Source organism: Novosphingobium album (ex Hu et al. 2023), assembly GCF_022832385.1.
Taxonomy (GTDB): domain Bacteria; phylum Pseudomonadota; class Alphaproteobacteria; order Sphingomonadales; family Sphingomonadaceae; genus Novosphingobium; species Novosphingobium album.
The window spans coordinates 47,695-64,698 of record NZ_JALHLE010000042.1; the positions used below are offsets into that span (position 1 = coordinate 47,695).

Below are 17,004 nucleotides of genomic sequence, written 5' to 3' on the forward strand. Positions count from 1 at the left end.
TCTGAAGCGGGAACTAGATCGCGGTGCGCCCAAGGCGCGGCGGCCGGGAAACCGGGAGGGACGAGGACAATCCGCCATCGGCGGCGATGGCCTGGCCGTTGATGTAGCTGGCGGCATCCGACGCCAGAAAAGCCACGACCGATGCGATTTCGGCAGGCTCGCCGCCGCGCTGCATGGGATTGAGCCGGCCGATCTGATCCGCCACACCCTTTTCGCGCGCGCTTTCATAGATCGTGCGCGTCATCCCCGTCTCGATCAGACCGGGACACACGGCGTTCACCCGGATGCCCGAACCGGCAAGCTGCTGGGCGCTGGTCTGGACAAGGTTGATCACACCCGCCTTCGATGCCGAATAATGGCTGCCGCCAGCCCCCGAACGCAGGCCTGCAACCGACGCGGTGCAAACGATCGACCCGGCAATCTCCAGATCGAGCATCGCCCGCGCACCATATTTGATGGCAAGAAACGGACCGATCAGGTTCACGCGCAGGACATCCGCCCAGACCGCGGCATCAAGCTCGAACAGTCCGTCAAAGCTGCCGATGGTGCCGGCATTGGCAAAGACGATGTCCAGCCGGCCAAAGCGGGAAACCGCCTCGCTCACGGCATGGGCAACATCGTCCTCGCTTCCGGCATCGCAGCGCATGGCGGCGATGGCATCGTGCCCCGCCGCCGTTTCACCGGCGCCGTCCGTGACATCGGTGGCCAGCACCCGCGCCCCATCGCGCGCGAACAGATGCGCCGCCACCCGACCGATGCCTGATCCGGCGCCGGTGACGAGCACGGCCTTTCCGGAGAAGCGTCCGGTCATAGCCCGCCCGTGATCGTCGTTCCGCCATCGACGACGATGGACTGGCCGGTCACATATTCCCCCGCCTTCGACGCCAGGAATACGGCAGTCCCTGCAATGTTTTCCGGCTCGCCGATGCGGCCTAGCGGAACGATCTCCTTGAGCCGCGCCTCAGCCTTGGGGTCTTCCCACAAGGCGCGTGCGAAATCGGTGCGGATAACGCCGGGCGCGATCGCATTCACCCGTACATTGTCGGGGCCGAATTCGATGGCCAGATTGCGGACCAGCTGCAAGTCCGCCGCCTTGGACACGTTGTAAGCCCCGATCACATCCGAGCCGACCATGCCGCCGATGGAGGAAACGATGATGATGGCGCCGTCGCCCCGCGCGCGCATTTCCGGCGAAACCATCGTGATCAGCCAATGGTTCGCAAGAACGTTGTTATCGAAGATCTTGCGGAACTGTTCGTCCGAGATCCCCGCCATCGGTCCGTAATAGGGATTTGACGCCGCGTTGCAGACGAGGATGTCGATCCGGCCGAAATGGTCGCGCGTCTGAGCAACCATGGCTTCGAGCGCAGACTTGTCGGAAATGCTGGCCGCAATGGCGATGGCCCGTCCCTGTCCATGACGCTGGTTGATCCCCGCCGCAACCTCGTCACACGCCGCCTGCTTGCGGCTGGAAATGACGACATTGGCCCCGGCGGCGGCATAGGCCTCGGCGATCGCCCTTCCGATCCCGCGCGAGGAACCGGTTATGATCGCCGTTTTTCCGGCAAGATCGAACAATTCCATTTCGTTCTCCTGTTAAGCTGGAAGAACTGGTCAGCCAGACTGATCCGGGCAATCGTGATATCGGCCCGGTCGCTCGACGCGCTGCCTCCGGCCGCACGCCACTTGATGCCCGGAATGACGCCGGTGAGCCGGCACGGCCCCGTTCAGCCGCGCCAGCTCAACAGTCGCATCAGAAATCAAAGCCGAGCCGCACACCATATGTCCGCGGCGATTGCAGGACGTCCATGCGCGGACCGAGCGGCGTACTCTGGACCAGCGAACGGACCAGTTCGTTGCTCAGGTTGTTGCCATAAACGGTGATGTAGTACCGTCCATCGTCGATCCGGAATGTGGCTGACGCGTTGAACTGATCGTAGGCGCCTTCCCGAATGACATTGTCCGGCTCGAAGAAGAAGCTGGAACTATGCAGCCAGCCGCCATTGAGCACCAATTCATTGTCGCCAACCGGCACGGTATAGGTGGCGGCCACATTGAAAGTGACATCCGGCGTATAGGGCAGCCTGTTTCCTGCCACGTCACCCAGCACCACGGTGGTGCCGGCTGTCGCGGAGCTGATCGGCGCGTTCGGGAAATCCTTGAACTTGCTTTTCAGGAAGGTTCCCGAAGCCTTGATTTCCAGCGCATCGACCGGAACCACGGTCAGGTCGATGTCGGCACCATAGATCTCCGACTTCGCGGCATTTGCGAAGCCGGTGCCGACGGGCCTCGGAATCTGCACCTGGAAGTCCTTGTAGTCGTAATAGAACAGCGCCGTGTTCAAGCGCACCCGGCGACCGAACAGGTCGGCCTTCTCGCCGATTTCATAGGCAGCGAGCTTCTCGGGCAAATAGGCACCGTCGGTCGGAATGGTGACGTTGAAGCCGCCGCTCTTGAAGCCCGTGTTGAACGAGGCGTAGACCATGATATCGTCGGTCACATCATAGTTGACCGCAGCACGAAAGCTCGGCCGCTTGAACGTGCGGCTTGCTTCCACCGTCGGCACCAGCGGGATCACGGGGTTGCCCGGCAGATCCAGCACTCCATTGATCTGACTGGAGATATTCCGCTTTTCCCGAGAGTAGCGCACACCGCCGGTCACGCTTAGCCGGTCGGTAAGCTTGTACGTGGCCTGCGCGAAGCCGGACAGGGATTCCGTGTCCTGATAGCCGCTGATGATCGCCGACGTCAGCGGATAGTTGGGATTGAGCAGAGGATCCGATGCATTCGTCACCGTGATCGGCACAGCCGAGCCGCGCGCGTTGAAATAGTAGATGCCCGCCACCCACGACAGCGGGCCGCCCGAATTCGATGTCAGCTGGAGCTCGTTGCTGAACTGGACGTCCTTCTGCTGGATATAGACCTGGATCAGCGGGAGCGGCGAACCGTCGTAATCGAACTGACTGTCAAAGTGGGTTTCCCGCCAGGCGACGAGGTCCGACACGGTCGCGAACCCCAGATCGGCCTCGCCCTTCAGGCTCACGCCGCCGCCCCTGCTCTTCACGAACTGATCGGCGTTGGTATTGACGTTCCATTTATCGGAATACGTGGGCGCCGGCACGCCCGGAATGGTAAAACTGCCGGTCGTGCCGCGAAGGGCGTTCATGGTGCCGTTGCGATAGCCATAGTCACCGATAGCGGTGAACTTGAACTGCCCCGGCTCCCAGACCACTTTGGACCGCACACCGATATCATCGGCGACGGTGAACACGTCCTTGCCGTCATATTCGTTGACGCCCCAGCCCTTGCCCTGCCGCGCGTAACGCACGGCGAAATCGGCACTCACCGTGTCGCTGACCGGCCCGCCCGCGTACAGCTTGGCCTCAAGCCGGTCATAGTTGCCATAGTCCACCGACCCGTTCGCCTCAAAGACTGGACCGGGGTCTTTGGTAATGATCTGAATCAGACCGCCTGTCGCATTGCGCCCAAAAAGAGTGCCCTGCGGCCCCTTGAGCACCTCGATCCGCTGGATGTTGTTGAACCCGGCCAGACCGAAGGACTGGTTGGCGTAATAGACGCCGTCCACATAGAGCGCGATGGGGTTTTCAAAGCCGGGGCCGTTGGCAATCGAGCCGATACCGCGAAGGTGCGTGGCAAGATAGCCGGCGACGTTCTGGACGGACAGGCTGGGCACGGCGACCTGCATATTCGCCAGACTGGTCACACCGCTTACAGCCAGATTGTCCGCCGTAACCGCGCTGATGGCGATCGGCACGCGCTGGAGACTTTCCGACCGGCGCTGGGCCGTCACGACGATCTCTTGAACGCCCTGATTTTCGGGACGCTGCCGGGCCGCAGCTTCGTCACCGGAAGAAGGCTGGACTGCGCTCGCTTCTTGCCCGAACGCTGGCGACGCGAGCAGTGTCGCGACCACCACCAAAGAAGCCCCAGGCGCGAAGAACTTTCTCATGTCGGTATGTCTCCCAAATTGAATCAGCCGTTTTCGACTTGTCGGCGCTTCTACAACAACGTGACGCCATAGGCAAAAAAAATATACTTTCTTTCGAGATTGGCAAAGAGGCGGAGGTCTGGCAGCGCTTGATGGCAACCGGCAATGCGGGGCGCCCCCGGCCGGAATCTTGGCAAATACGCCAATTCAGGCCGCTTTTAACAAGCACGCAAACGCTAAATAATCGCGACCTCGGAAGACATGGCCGGAACGCGCGCGACCAAATCCTGCAGCACGGCAAGCGTGCTCAAAGCCCTTGATGCAGCAAAAAAGCCACAGAACGGTCGGATTAGAAAATATTTTTTGTCAAGGCCGTCGCATAGGCATGACCAAACGCCTGCCACCGGCCTTTCTCCACTGGCACTCGGGACGTGTGCAATCACGGCCGGATGATCAACCGCCCGGCATTCTTGCCGCTGTAAAGATGGCCGATCGCACCGAGCGCGTGCTCCAGCCCTTCGAGGATTTCATGCCGGACATGCAGGTCACCCCCGGCGATCAACCCCTTAATTTCGGCGAAGGCCTGATCAAAGACGCGAAAGTGGTCGAAAACGATGAACCCTTGCCAGGAAAGACGGCGCGTCAACACGTCCCGCTCGCGCCGCGGCCCCTGAGGCACCGGATTCCAGCTCGATACGGCTGCCGTCCCGCACTGGATTATGCGCGCGCGCGTATTGAGCGCCGGAAACACGGCATCGGCTATCGATCCTGCTGTATTGTCAAAGAACAGATCGATCCCCTGGGGACATGCCCTCCCGACAGCCTCCGCCAGACTGCCTTCGCCCTTGTAGTTCAAGGCCGCATCATATCCGAATTCGCTGGTGGCGATGCTTACCTTGTCGTCACCGCCGGTGATGCCCACCACGCGTGCACCGGAAGCCTTGGCCAGTTGCCCGGCGATGCTGCCGACCCCGCCAGCGCATGTCGTGACCATGACGGTATCGCCCGCCTGCACGCGCCCCAGATGCCGGATTCCCACCCAGGCCGTCAGCCCGTTCAGACCAAGAGCACTGAGCCAGTATTCGGCCGGGGCATCGGCCAGGTCGATCTTCCACAGAAGGTCGTCTGCACTGGCGGCAGCAAACTGTTGCCAGCCAAGCCAGCCGTAAACAAGGTCTCCGGCGCTGTATTGCGCTGACCGGCTTTCGACCACCCGGCCAACGCCATTGGCGCGCATGATCTCGCCATCGCCCACCGTCATGTAATTGCGCTCGCGGCTTAGCCAGCCGCGCATACCGGGATCAACCGCCGCGAAAATCACTTCAACAAGGCAGCCGCCTTCGGGACAGCGCGGCAGGACTTCATCGGCAACCGCGAAATTGGCAGCGGACGGAATACCGTCTGCCCGGCTGGTTACGCGGACAACTTTGTTTGATGTCATTGGGGATCCACAGATGTCTCGCCCGGCGCAAATCGAGCCGGTGCGCTATGTTCAAGAGCGGGACCACTACGGCCATAAAATATATTCAAGCCACCTGCCCCTCCACCAAAATGCCAGATGATGGACAACTTCATACATTGCGATGCCGCTTTAGCAATGGACGGTTGAAATAAAATATATATTATGACACCCAATCAGATGCCGAGTCCGCCCGCGCAAGCCGGGCCGCAAACGACCGGCGTGAATTGGTTGGGAGAGCATCTTGGACTTGAATGCGATGCGTCTGAAGGCGACGCTGATGGCTCTGCCAAAGCTGTTTACCTTCAAGGCACGCCAGAGCGCCGCCTTCAAGGCGTTCCTGGGCCAGCGGAACTGCGTTGTGCAGCTTCGGCTGAAGGACGGCAGCATCGGGCGCTATCTTGAATTTGATGGCGGCCGCGTCCGCTCTGCTTCGGGGCTGCACCCCGCACCAGACATGGTGATGCAGTTCAAGGATAGCGCCACGGCCGTCGCGATGCTGACGCCGCCGATCGACTATGGCGAGCTGATCCATGCCGGCAAGAATTTCCGCATCGCCCTGATGGGCGACGAGGAGGTCATCGCCTGGTTCGCGCAGCTGGCGTCCCGGCTGCAGTCCGACGGGTGGAAGTTTGGCGAAGCGATGCCCGACGGGTCTACACGCTACACCCAGATGACGAACGGCGGCCCGCTCCACGTCTATGTGCGCGACGGCCGCATCCTGCGCACCGATGTGATCGAATTCGGAGCGGACGATCCGGAGCCCTGGACGATCGAGGCGCGCGGCCGCCGCTTCTCGCCGCAGCGCAAGGGCTGCGTCGCGCCGCATTCGCTGACTCTCAAGTCCACGGTCTATTCGGAAGACCGCATTCTCTATCCGATGAAGCGCGTCGATTTCGATCCGTCAGGAGAGCGCAACCCTCAGAACAGGGGCATCTCTGGCTACGAAAGGATCAGCTGGGACGAAGCGCTCGACATCGTTGGATCGGAAATTCTCCGGCAGAAAAGGGTCCATGGCCCCGGCGCGATCGCGCTGGCGCATCCCTCGCACCACCAGTGGGGCAATGTCGGCTACTATCTGTCGGCGATGATGCGCTTCGGCAATACGGTCGGCGTCACCCGTGTCGTGCTCAATCCCGACAGCTGGGAAGGCTGGTACTGGGGGGCAATGCACCACCACGGCGGCTCCATGCGGCTGGGAACCGGATCGGGTTACGGCACGCTTGAGGATGCCCTGAAAGAGGCCGACCAGATCGTCTATTGGTCCGCCGACCCGGAATCGCAGTTCGGCGGCTATTCCGGCACCGAAGCCAGCCAGCGCCGCCTGTGGGCGAAGGAACTGGGCATCGAGGCGATCCACATCAATCCGCATTACAGCCCGACGGCGGCGTTCACGGGCGGCAAGTGGTTCCCGATCGTCCCGGGCACCGACACCGCGCTCGCACTCGCGCTGATGTACGTGTGGATCACCGAAGACACGTACGATCATCATTTCGTCGAAAATCGCTCCACGGGCTTCGAGGAGTGGAAGGATTATATCCTCGGCAAGACGGACGGGGTGCCCAAGACGCCCGAATGGCAGGAGGGCGAAACCGGAATTGCCGCGCGCGATTGCCGGTCACTCGCGCGAAGCTGGGCCAGCAAGAAGACCTATCTCGGCGTCGGCATGGCCGGTCTGGGGTTCGGCGGCGCCTGCCGCAATGCCAGCGGCATCCAGTGGGCGCGCGCGATGGTGATGCTCATGGCCATGCAAGGCTGGGGCCGGCCGGGCGTGAACCTCGGCAATCTTGCCATGGGAACGCCGGTCGATCTTGAGTTCTATTTCCCCGGTTATGCCGATGGCGGCATGTCTGGCGAACTGCAGAACACCGCTTCGGCCACCAACAATTACGTGCGGATGCCGCACCTCCTCTCGATGAACCCGGTGCGCCAGATTGTACCGCGCCAGCGCTTGCCCGAAGCCATTCTCGACGGGAAAGCCACAGGCTACCTGCTCGATCCCACCAGCATCGAAGCGCAGTTCATGCCGTTTGAATACCCCGCACCGGGCTATTCAAAGATCCACATGCTCTACCGCTATGGCGGGTCCGCCATGGGGACGATCGCCGACTCCTCGCGCTTTGCGAAAATGTACCGTTCGCCCGAACTGGAATGCGTCGTTTCGCAAAGCATCTGGATGGAGGGCGAAACCGGCTTTGCCGACATCATCCTGCCCGCCTGCACCCAGTTCGAGCGCTTCGACATCGGCGAATGGAACAACACCGGCGGCTTCGGATTCCATTGGCAATCGGCGGTCAACCACCGGGTTATCGCGCTCCAGCACAAGTGCATCGAGCCGCTGGGAGAATCCCGCTCCGACTACCAGATACTCTGGGACGTCTGCAAAAGGATCGGGCTCGGCAATTATTTCTCGGAAGGCTGCAGCGAACTCGACTGGGCGAAGCGCGTCTATGAATCGTCCGACGTGGCCAAGCATATCAGCTGGAAGGACCTGTGCCGGAAGGGCTATTACATCGTGCCCCCGGAACCGCCGGCCCTCCGCGCGCCGGTGGACATGCGCTGGTTTTACGAGGGGCGGCCCAAAGACGTGCCGGAGCCGTTCCCGCTTCCCGGCGGCTACAGCGACAAATGGCTGCACGGCCTGCAGACGCAATCGAGCAAGTTCGAGTTCATTCCTAGTTCGCTCAAACGGCTTGACCCCGAACAGGCGGACCGGCCCGCGCTGATGCGCTATACCCGTCCGTTCGAGGGCGCGCGTGACGGCGAGCGCTACAAGCGCTTCCCGATCCAGTTGCTGACGCCGCACCAGCGGTTCAGCTTCCACACCTCCCAGGATGGCAAAGGCAGCGCGATCAGCGATCTGGCTGACCACCGGATGCCGATCGGCGGGCACTATTATCAAATCGTCCGCATCTCTCCGTCCGATGCTGCCAGCCGGGGCATCGGGCACCGCCAGCTGGTCAAGGTATGGAATGACCAGGGCGCAGTGATCTGTGCTGCAGAAGTGACGCCGCGGCTGGTGGAGGGCGTCGCCCATTCCTACGAATCCTCGGCCAGCTACAAACCCATCGGCGAGCCCGGCGCATCGCCCGACATCGGCGGTTGCATGAACATCCTCACGCCCAACCGGATGCAGGCGGACGGAACCGTCGCTTCGGCAGGATCGCTGTGCATGGTCGAGATTGAACCCTGGTCCGGAGACGGCGCCATTCAGGAGGCCGCGGAATGACCAAGTGGAACCTCATTTTCGACGTGGCGCGCTGCAACAGCTGTAACAACTGCGTGCTGGCGACCAAGGACGAATACCTGTTCAACCGCTTCGACGGATACAGTGAACCGGCCCCGCGCCTCGGCGACCTGTGGCTGACCTTGCAGCGCAAGGAACGCGGCAAGGCGCCGATGATGGACGTTTCGCACTACATCACGACATGCCAGCAATGCGACAACGCGCCGTGCATATCGGAAAGGAGCAAAGGCGTTATCACCAAGCGCGCCGATGGCATTGTTACGATCGATCCGGCGGCAGCCAATGGACGCAAGGATCTGGTGGAGACCTGCCCCTACGGCCAGATCTTCTGGAACGAGGAACTGCAGGTTCCGCAGAAGTGGTCCTTCGACGCGCACCTGATCGACGCCGGCCGCAAGGAGCCGCGCTGCGTAACCGCCTGTCCGACCCGCGCCATCGAAGCAGTCAAGCTGGATGATGCGAAAATGGCAGCGCTGGCCAGCGATCAGGACCTGCAGCAACTCAACCCGGAACTCGGGACAAAACCGCGCATCTGGTACCGCAATTTCGATCGCGTTACTGCAAACTTCCTCGGCGGCACGGTCGTCAGGGTCCGGGACGGGATCGAGGACAACGTCGAGGGTGTGGAGGTGCGGCTCGCCGTGAACGGCGAAGTCCACGCGTCATGCCGCACCGACATCTATGGCGACTTCAGGTTCGACCAGCTTCCCGCCCCCATCGAAGGCTCGCTGCAAGTGCTGGCGGACGACGGCAGGCTCCTTGCCGCCCTTGACTTCCAAATCACGGAAAGCCGCTACCTCGGCATCATCGAAATCGACGCGTAACCCGCTCGACATACAAGGAAATACTATGTCAAAGTCTGTGATCATCACGTGCGCGATCACCGGTTCGCTGCACACCCCCTCGATGTCGCCCTATTTGCCGATCACGCCGGACCAGATCGCGGCGGAATCGATTGCGGCAGCCGAAGCCGGGGCGGCCATCCTGCACATGCACGCGCGGGATCCCGAAACGGGCAAACCGACACCCGACACAGAGGTCTATCGCCAGTTTCTGCCGCGCATCAAACAATCGACCGATGCGGTGGTCAACATCACCACCGGCGGTGCACCGGGCATGACGATGGACGAACGCCTTGCCGCTGCGGAATGGGCCAGCCCGGAGATGACCTCGCTCAACATGGGGTCGCTCAACTTTGCGCTGTTTCCCGTTCTCGATCGCCTGAAGGAATTCAAGCACCCGTGGGAAGCAGCCTTTCTCGAAGGCAGCCGTGACGCTGTCTTCAAGAACACCTTCAAGGACATAGAGCAAATCATCGAACGGCTGGGCAAAGGCCATGGCTGCAGGTTCGAGTTCGAATGCTACGATGTCGGGCACCTCTACAACCTCGCCCATTTCGTGGACCGGAAACTCTATGAACCGCCGCTGTTCATCCAGTTCTGCCTGGGCATTCTGGGCGGGGCCGGCGCGGAGATCGACAATCTCCTGTTCATGGTCCGCACGGCCGAGCGCCTGTTCGGCGATGCTTTCGAATGGTCGGTCCTGGGCGCCGGACGCCATCAGATGCCGATGTGCGTGCAGAATGTTCTGCTGGGCGGCAACGCGCGTGTCGGTCTGGAAGACAGCCTGATGATCGAACGCGGCAAGCTGGCCACATCCAATGCCGAGCAGGTGACCAAGCTGGCGGGCATCGTGCGCACCATGGGATATGATGTGGCCACGCCCGACCAGGCCCGCGAACGCCTTGGTCTGAAGGGCGCGGACCAGGTGCGCTTCTGACGCGGCACGGCATCAAACCGCCTTTTACAGGGGCACGGATATCCGTGCCCCTGTTTTGCTCTGTGCCAGCAGGACAGGGCCGTGACAAATTGATTCCGGCAGCGCTGTGGCGGCCAACGGGCTTTGGCAGCGGCGCCCGCAGCCACCGCTCCGAACTGCCGCCGCCAGGCGCAAAGCGAGTACCCGTTGCAGCGCCCCGCAGCGAAGCTTTCGCTGCGGGGCGACCTTGCCCGGTTATCGCCTCCAGTTCTCAAAATCGGGACCGGAGGCGTACCGGATTCCGGGAGACTGTTCGGTCAGCCCTCCAGGGGCGCAGGGAATTGTGCCATCACCAGGTCAGGTAAAATGACCGGGCGCGCAAAGAGCTTCGCGGTATCCTCGCCGGCGCGATAGCGGCTGATCAGATCTTCGGCATCGACTTTGACGCCGATCGGATTCACCTCGAAATCGCTCTGTTCAAACCATTCGTTGGCTGCCGCCGCATTTTCCTGAATGTCGAACTGCAATTCCACATGATTGCCGTCCGGATCGTTGTAGTAGAAGGAAATGGTCGGGCCATGATTGATCGTCCAGTAGGGTTCGATACCAATCGACTTGAGCCGTTCATACGTCGCGAAGAGTTCATCGGGCGAGGCATAAGTAAAGGCGACGTGGTCGAATCCGATCGCCATAGGCTGGTGCTCGGTGAGGCCGGGCAGGCGCGCGATGGCAATGCGGTGGTGTTCCTCGTCATAGGTCAGGAAATAGACCATTGCGTTGCCCATCGAGACCTGTGCCTCCAGGACGTCGCAATACCACTGGACAAGCTTTTCCGGCTGGGGCGTCCTGAAAACCACATGGGCCAGTTGGGGCGCAATTTTACCCCGCTGGGCAGCGGGTATCGGCAAACCTTTCGACATGCTCCGTCTCCATTGAACGTCCGGATTCACTTGCGGCCGGGTGACGCACCTGAAGCGAATGGCAGGTGTATTCATCCCGAACCGGTCAGTTCCGGCTTTGATTAGCAAGGCCAAAATAAGCCCGGTCTGCCCCCGTGAAAAATTTTCACTTGTGAGCTTCAACATTTCGATCAGTGATAATTACCGGACAATAACTCACACTGGATGATGTGATGAGAGAACCTGTCAGCCGGCTCAACAGCCTGAATCTGAATCTCCTGAGGACATTGCGATCCGTGCTCAAGCATCGCAGCGTGACCAGGGCCGCGGAGGAACTGAACCTCACCCAGGCTGCGGTCAGCAACAATCTGCGCAAGCTGCGTGAGCATTTCAACGATGCGCTGGTGGTAAGGGACGGACGCAACCTGAGCCTGACCCCCAGGGCATTGCAGTTAGCCCCCTCGCTGGATGCGGCTCTGGGCGCGCTCGACAAGGTCATGGCCGCGGAACCCTTCAACCCGGCGCAGTCCCGCCAGAGGTTCCGCATCGCCGCAGCCAGCAACACGGCTGCCATCCTCCTGCCCGCACTTGCTCGCATTCTGGCCGACGAGGCCCCCGGCGTGTGCGTTCAGGTCGTGAGTGCCACGTCAACGACACCGCAAGACCTGCTCACCAACAAGATCGATCTGATCATTGCCCCACGCCAGGTCGCGGTTACCGTCGGGCTGAACCCGGCGGACCCGGTTCAGGGCGTCAGCGCCGAGGATCTGCCGTCCGAGCCCTTCTTCTGCCTGGTGAACAAGAATTGCGAGGAATTCCGGAACGGGATCAGCGAGGAAGACTATCTGAAGCGTCCTCATGCCAGCTTCTTCCTCGATCTCAACATTTCCGCCAGCATCGAGCACGGCTTCATCGAGGAACACAGGGTCGGGCAGTTCGACCGTATGCTGACATCCGATTTCACCGTACTGCCTCTCATCGCGGCGGCATCGGACCTTATCGTGCTGGTGCCCGAGAGTCTGGCCCGTCTGGCCATCGGCGCATATCCGCTGCGCATGGTGCCCTGCCCGATCCCGATTCCCCGCCTGGAATTGTGGAGTGTCTGGAACCGGCGGCGCGACAATGACGAGGATCTTGCCTGGTTCCGGCATTTGGTCCGCCGGGGCTTCGATCTGGCCCACCAGCCGAAGTCCTGAGCGCGGCTATCACAGGGGAAGCGCTGTCTTGTATACGACCGGACGCAGCGCAAAACTGGTCGTCACTTGCGCAACACCCGCAATCTTGGTCAGTTTGAAGCGGAGGAAATCCTCGAACGCGTTCAGGGATTCGACAAGGACGCGCAGCTGGTAATCGGCGTCCCCGGTCATCAGGTAGCATTCCATGACTTCCGAAAACCCCGTTACGGCGTCCTCAAACGCGGCCAGGTGCCGGTCGTCCTGCTGATCCAGACGGACCCGCACGAACGCCGTCACTCCAAGCCCGACCATCTGGGGATCGACCAGCGCCACGTAGCGGGTGATGACTCCTTCGCCTTCCAACTGCTTCAGCCGGCGCAGGCAGGGGCTGGGTGAGAGACCGACCCTGTCGGAAAGTTCCTGGTTCGTTATCCGCCCGTCGTCCTGGACCTGCCGCAGAATATTCCTGTTTATGGCATCCAGATCAACTTTCGGCATAATCCGTCCCCATAGATCAATATATTGATAGTTTATGCCAACCATACCGCATATTCTAGTCGAGATCACAAGGACACGCCCGGCACCCCGCTGTTAGCCTTTGGGCAACGGCAAAGGAGGAGACCCTGTGGCAACCGCAATCCGATCGGACCGGGACAACCTGATCAGCACGCTGGAACAACTGGACACGCGGCTGCTGTGGATTTCCTCCTGGATGATCCACAACGCCAACCATATCCGGCCCAAGCGTGACGGGCTCAAGGTTGGCGGCCATCAAGCCAGTTGCGCGTCGATGACGGCGATCATGGCGGCGCTCTATTTCCACGCCCTGCGTCCGCAGGACAAGGTCGCGGTGAAGCCCCACGCGGGGCCGGTGCTGCACGCCATTCACTATCTGCTGGGCAACCAGACGCTGGAGCGCATGCAAAAGTTTCGCGGCCTGGGCGGCGTCCAGAGCTATCCCAGCCGCACCAAGGACAAGATCCCGGTCGACTTCTCGACCGGCTCGGTCGGTCTGGGTGTCGCCGTCACCGCGTTCACCTCCCTCGTGCAGGACTACCTGATCGCGCATGGCCAGGTGCATGAAGAGGACGCCGGGCGCATGATCGCGCTCATGGGCGATGCCGAACTCGACGAAGGCAACATCTACGAATGCCTGATCGAGGGATACAAGCACGACCTGCGCAATTGCTGGTGGATCGTCGATTACAACCGCCAGTCGCTCGACGCGACGACGCCAGACCGCATGTTCCGCCGTTTCGGCGACATCTTCGAGACCTGCGGCTGGCGCGTCGTCACGCTCAAATACGGCAAACTGCAGCAAGCCGCATTCAAGCGGCCCGGCGGCAGGACGCTGGAAGAATGGATCGACAATTGCCCCAATGCCGAGTTCGCCGCGGTGACGTATCAGGGCGGCGCGGCGTGGCGCGAACGGCTCATGGCGGATATTGGTGCAAAGCCGAACGTGAAGAAGCTGCTCGACAGCTTCGACGACGATGCGCTGGCGAAGCTGATGACCAACCTCGCCGGCCACTGCATCGAAACGCTGATCGACGCGTTCGACGCCGCCGACGACGACCGGCCCACCCTGTTCATCGCTTATACGGTGAAGGGCCAAGGCCTGCCGCTGGCGGGGCACAAGGACAATCACTCGGGCATGATGAACCCGGCGCAGATGGAACAGTTCCGCGCCAGTCTGGGCATCCCCGAAGGCGGCGAATGGGAAACCTGGGCCGGCATGGGCGACAACACCGCCGCACAGCTCAGGGCCTTTCTTGCCGCCAGCCCGCTGGCTAGCAAGGCGGCCGAGCCGATCGCGCCCGCAGTGCATGTTCCCGCACGGCTGCCCGTTCCCGACGGCGCAGAGCAATCGACTCAGGCCGCTTTCGGCCGCATCCTGCTCGATCTCGCGAAGTCGGGCGAGGAACTCGCTGACCGGATCGTGACCACCGCGCCCGACGTGACGCAGACGACCAATCTGGGCGCCTTCGTCAACCAGCGCGGCCTGTTCCGGCGGCAGGAACTGGCCGACGTGTTCCAGAAGGCAAAGATCCCCTCCGCGCAGAAATGGGCGCAGCACGCGGCGGGCCAGCATATCGAACTGGGTATTGCCGAGAACAATTTCTTCGTCGCACTGGCCGCGCTCGGTCTGGCCGCGCCGCACTTCGGAACGCGGCTGCTGCCGGTAGGCACAGTCTACGATCCGTTCATCGCGCGCGGGCTCGATGCCCTCAACTACGGCTGTTATTCGGATTCGCGCTTCCTGCTTGTCGGCACACCATCGGGGATAACGCTGGCGGCCGAAGGCGGTGCGCATCAGTCGATCAACACCCCGCTGATCGGTATGAGCCAGCCGGGCCTCACCTATTTCGAGCCGGCCTATGCTGATGAACTCACCGCAATGATGCGCTGGGCATTCGATCATATGCAGCAGCCCGAAGGCAGTTCGGTCTATCTACGCCTCTCCACCCGCGCCATCCCGCAGATCGCGCGCGAGAGCGGGAACTGGGAGGCCGATGCGCTCAAGGGCGGCTACTGGTTGCGCAAGCCGGAACCGGGCGCCGAAGCGGCCATCGTCTTTACTGGCGTGGTCGCTCCTGAGGTGCTGCAGGCATGGGAGCAACTGCGCGAGGACATGCCTGGCCTGGGGCTGCTCAACGTCACTTCAGCCGACCTGCTCCATCGCGGATGGGCGGCCCGGCGCGCAGCACTCTGGACTGGACAGACGGTGGAGCCTTGTCATGCCGAAACGCTGCTCGGCGCGCTGTCGCCAGGTGCCGGGCTGGTGACCGTCCTCGACGGATCGCCCGGCGCGCTGTCCTGGCTGGGCGGCGTTAAGGGCATGCGCGTAAGTCCGCTGGGCACTGATCGCTTCGGCCAGACCGGCGACCTTCCCGATCTCTACCGCATTTACCGGCTCGACGTCGATGCCATAATCGACGCGGCCGCAGAACTCTTTCTGGAGAACTGACCATGGCGATCGAACTCAGGATGCCGGCTCTGTCGCCGACAATGGAAAAGGGCACGCTCGCCAAATGGCTCGTAGCCGAAGGTGACAGGGTCAAGACCGGCGATCCGATCGCCGAGATCGAAACCGACAAAGCGACGATGGAATTCGAAGCCGATCAGGACGGGCGTATCGGCAGGCTGGTCATTCCCGAAGGCACCGACGATGTTCCCGTCGGCACCGTCGTCGCGCTGCTGGCGGAGGACAGCGAATCTTTGCCAGAGCCTGCTTTAGCCGATGGCGCCATGGCCAGTGAACCGGCAGGAGCCGATGCTTCCCCGGCTCCCGCCTCAGTCACGGCGTCCACGCACGCTCCGACACCGCCGCCGGTACCGGACGACAACGCCAATGCGACCCCCCTCGCCCGCCGCATCGCCGCAATCAAGGAGATCGCCCTGTCGGCCATCGAGGGAACTGGCCCGCGCGGCAAGATCGTGAAAGCAGATCTCGGGCTGAAGCCCCTTCCCTCCGCCGTGACTATGGTCGCAATTCCGGCCGCTCCCGAAGCCATCATCGCGCCGCCGCCAGGCGTCCCGGTCGAGACGGTCAAGCTTTCGAACATGCGAAAGACCATCGCCCGCCGCTTGTCCGAGAGCAAGCGGACAGTGCCGCACTTTTACCTCACGGCGCGCTGCAATCTTGATCCCCTGCTCAAACTGCGCGGCGAGCTGAACGCCAGCCTTGCACCGCGCGGGATCAAGCTCAGCGTAAACGACATGCTGATAAAAGCGATGGCGATGGCGCTGGTCGCCGTGCCGGATGCGAACGTCCAGTTCGGCGGCGACGATCTCCATCGCTTTGCCCGTGCCGATATTTCCATGGCCGTGGCGATCGACGGCGGGCTGATCACGCCGGTTATCAAGAGCGCCAACACGCTTGGGCTTGCCGCCATCGCACAAACCACCAAGGCGCTTTCGACCAAGGCCCGCGAGGGCAAGCTCACGCCAGAAGACTACTCGGGCGGCACCGCCTCCATCTCCAACCTGGGCATGTTCGGCATCGACGAGATGTTCCCGGTGATAAACCCGCCGCAGGCACTTATCCTGGGTATCGGCGCGGGTCTCGAACAGCCCTGGAATGTCGACGGCGAAATCCGGCTGGCAACGGTTATGTCCGCAACCGCCAGCTTCGATCACCGCGCTATCGATGGAGCGATCGCAGCCAGGTTCATGGAGGCATTCCGCGATCTGGTGGAAAACGCGATGGCGATCCTGACCTGACCCTATCCCCTGCCCCACAGCACACGACAGTGGTGGTTAAAGACGACGTGATGTGCTGAATTGGAAGATTCTCGACCAAAAGGATCTTCGATGTCTTCAGCCTGCCACGCCGCCCTCATGGAGGGGTTAGGTCGCCAGTTTTCGTTAAGCAAGAGTCGACTTGTGACGCTGGCGGTTCTGATCACCGGTCTTTGCCAATCGCGCACGGTCAATCTGGCGTGATCTGCCCCCTTCTGAGTGGCCCAAATTCTGTTTTAGATTTTGGCACGAAGGAGGAATGGAATGGCGAGGAA

Annotated in this window: 12 protein-coding genes; 6 read left to right on the forward strand and 6 right to left on the reverse strand. The window is 61.8% G+C overall.

The annotated features are described in order from the left end of the window. Positions 1 to 13: 13 nt before the first annotated feature. From MTR64_RS19460 to MTR64_RS19475, 4 genes are all read right to left on the reverse strand, one after another. Complete coding sequence (locus MTR64_RS19460) at positions 14 to 811, reverse strand: SDR family NAD(P)-dependent oxidoreductase (RefSeq protein WP_243996203.1); 798 nt, start codon at positions 809 to 811, stop codon at positions 14 to 16. Beyond that, positions 808 to 1,584: an SDR family oxidoreductase gene (locus MTR64_RS19465; RefSeq protein WP_243996204.1), complete on the reverse strand. Its 777-nt coding sequence runs from the start codon at positions 1,582 to 1,584 to the stop codon at positions 808 to 810. The genes MTR64_RS19460 and MTR64_RS19465 overlap by 4 nt, the downstream gene beginning before the upstream one ends. A 169-nt stretch (positions 1,585 to 1,753) precedes the next feature. Continuing rightward, the gene (locus MTR64_RS19470; RefSeq protein WP_243996205.1) at positions 1,754 to 3,970 is read right to left on the reverse strand and encodes a TonB-dependent receptor; all 2,217 of its coding nucleotides are present in this window, start codon (positions 3,968 to 3,970) and stop codon (positions 1,754 to 1,756) included. 418 nt (positions 3,971 to 4,388) lie between these two features. Then, positions 4,389 to 5,390, reverse strand: coding sequence for an NADP-dependent oxidoreductase (locus tag MTR64_RS19475; RefSeq protein WP_243996206.1), 1,002 nt, complete (start codon positions 5,388 to 5,390; stop codon positions 4,389 to 4,391). A 262-nt stretch (positions 5,391 to 5,652) separates the two neighbouring features. Between MTR64_RS19475 and MTR64_RS19480 the strand changes: the two genes are divergently transcribed. From MTR64_RS19480 to MTR64_RS19490, 3 genes are read left to right on the forward strand one after another with little or no spacing between them, the layout of a single operon-like run. Then, complete coding sequence (locus MTR64_RS19480; RefSeq protein WP_243996207.1) at positions 5,653 to 8,637, forward strand: molybdopterin-dependent oxidoreductase; 2,985 nt, start codon at positions 5,653 to 5,655, stop codon at positions 8,635 to 8,637. After that, positions 8,634 to 9,479, forward strand: a complete 846-nt coding sequence (locus MTR64_RS19485; RefSeq protein ID WP_243996208.1) for a 4Fe-4S dicluster domain-containing protein — start codon at positions 8,634 to 8,636, stop codon at positions 9,477 to 9,479. The genes MTR64_RS19480 and MTR64_RS19485 overlap by 4 nt, the downstream gene beginning before the upstream one ends. Before the next feature lie 25 nt (positions 9,480 to 9,504). Then, positions 9,505 to 10,434: a 3-keto-5-aminohexanoate cleavage protein gene (locus tag MTR64_RS19490; protein ID WP_243996209.1), complete on the forward strand. Its 930-nt coding sequence runs from the start codon at positions 9,505 to 9,507 to the stop codon at positions 10,432 to 10,434. Between the two features lie 296 nt (positions 10,435 to 10,730). Here MTR64_RS19490 and MTR64_RS19495 read toward each other — a convergent pair whose 3' ends face one another. Continuing rightward, on the reverse strand, positions 10,731 to 11,498 hold the full coding sequence (locus tag MTR64_RS19495; protein ID WP_243996210.1) for a VOC family protein: 768 nt from the start codon (positions 11,496 to 11,498) through the stop codon (positions 10,731 to 10,733). Between the two features lie 47 nt (positions 11,499 to 11,545). Here MTR64_RS19495 and MTR64_RS19500 point away from each other — a divergent pair, with 47 nt between their 5' ends. Further along, a complete protein-coding gene (locus MTR64_RS19500; protein WP_268741034.1) occupies positions 11,546 to 12,508 on the forward strand; it encodes a LysR family transcriptional regulator in 963 nt (320 codons plus the stop codon). Positions 12,509 to 12,517: 9 nt separating this feature from the next. On the opposite strand, the gene MTR64_RS19505 is transcribed toward MTR64_RS19500, so the two are convergent. Then, the gene (locus MTR64_RS19505) at positions 12,518 to 12,985 is read right to left on the reverse strand and encodes an Lrp/AsnC family transcriptional regulator (protein ID WP_243996212.1); all 468 of its coding nucleotides are present in this window, start codon (positions 12,983 to 12,985) and stop codon (positions 12,518 to 12,520) included. A 127-nt stretch (positions 12,986 to 13,112) separates the two neighbouring features. On the opposite strand from MTR64_RS19505, the gene MTR64_RS19510 reads away from it, so the two are divergent. Then, positions 13,113 to 15,455, forward strand: coding sequence for a transketolase (locus MTR64_RS19510; protein WP_243996213.1), 2,343 nt, complete (start codon positions 13,113 to 13,115; stop codon positions 15,453 to 15,455). Positions 15,456 to 15,457: 2 nt separating this feature from the next. Further along, the gene (locus tag MTR64_RS19515; protein WP_243996214.1) at positions 15,458 to 16,711 is read left to right on the forward strand and encodes a dihydrolipoamide acetyltransferase family protein; all 1,254 of its coding nucleotides are present in this window, start codon (positions 15,458 to 15,460) and stop codon (positions 16,709 to 16,711) included. The last annotated feature ends 293 nt before the right edge of the window (positions 16,712 to 17,004 follow it).

Coding starts and splice junctions, on each gene's coding strand:
- MTR64_RS19490 (WP_243996209.1), top strand. CDS start 9,505: ATGTCAAAGTCTGTGATCATCACGTGCGCGATCACCGGTTCGCTGCAC.
- MTR64_RS19460 (WP_243996203.1), bottom strand. CDS start 811: ATGACCGGACGCTTCTCCGGAAAGGCCGTGCTCGTCACCGGCGCCGGA.
- MTR64_RS19500 (WP_268741034.1), top strand. CDS start 11,546: ATGAGAGAACCTGTCAGCCGGCTCAACAGCCTGAATCTGAATCTCCTG.
- MTR64_RS19505 (WP_243996212.1), bottom strand. CDS start 12,985: ATGCCGAAAGTTGATCTGGATGCCATAAACAGGAATATTCTGCGGCAG.
- MTR64_RS19515 (WP_243996214.1), top strand. CDS start 15,458: ATGGCGATCGAACTCAGGATGCCGGCTCTGTCGCCGACAATGGAAAAG.
- MTR64_RS19485 (WP_243996208.1), top strand. CDS start 8,634: ATGACCAAGTGGAACCTCATTTTCGACGTGGCGCGCTGCAACAGCTGT.
- MTR64_RS19465 (WP_243996204.1), bottom strand. CDS start 1,584: ATGGAATTGTTCGATCTTGCCGGAAAAACGGCGATCATAACCGGTTCC.
- MTR64_RS19475 (WP_243996206.1), bottom strand. CDS start 5,390: ATGACATCAAACAAAGTTGTCCGCGTAACCAGCCGGGCAGACGGTATT.
- MTR64_RS19470 (WP_243996205.1), bottom strand. CDS start 3,970: ATGAGAAAGTTCTTCGCGCCTGGGGCTTCTTTGGTGGTGGTCGCGACA.
- MTR64_RS19495 (WP_243996210.1), bottom strand. CDS start 11,498: ATGTTGAAGCTCACAAGTGAAAATTTTTCACGGGGGCAGACCGGGCTT.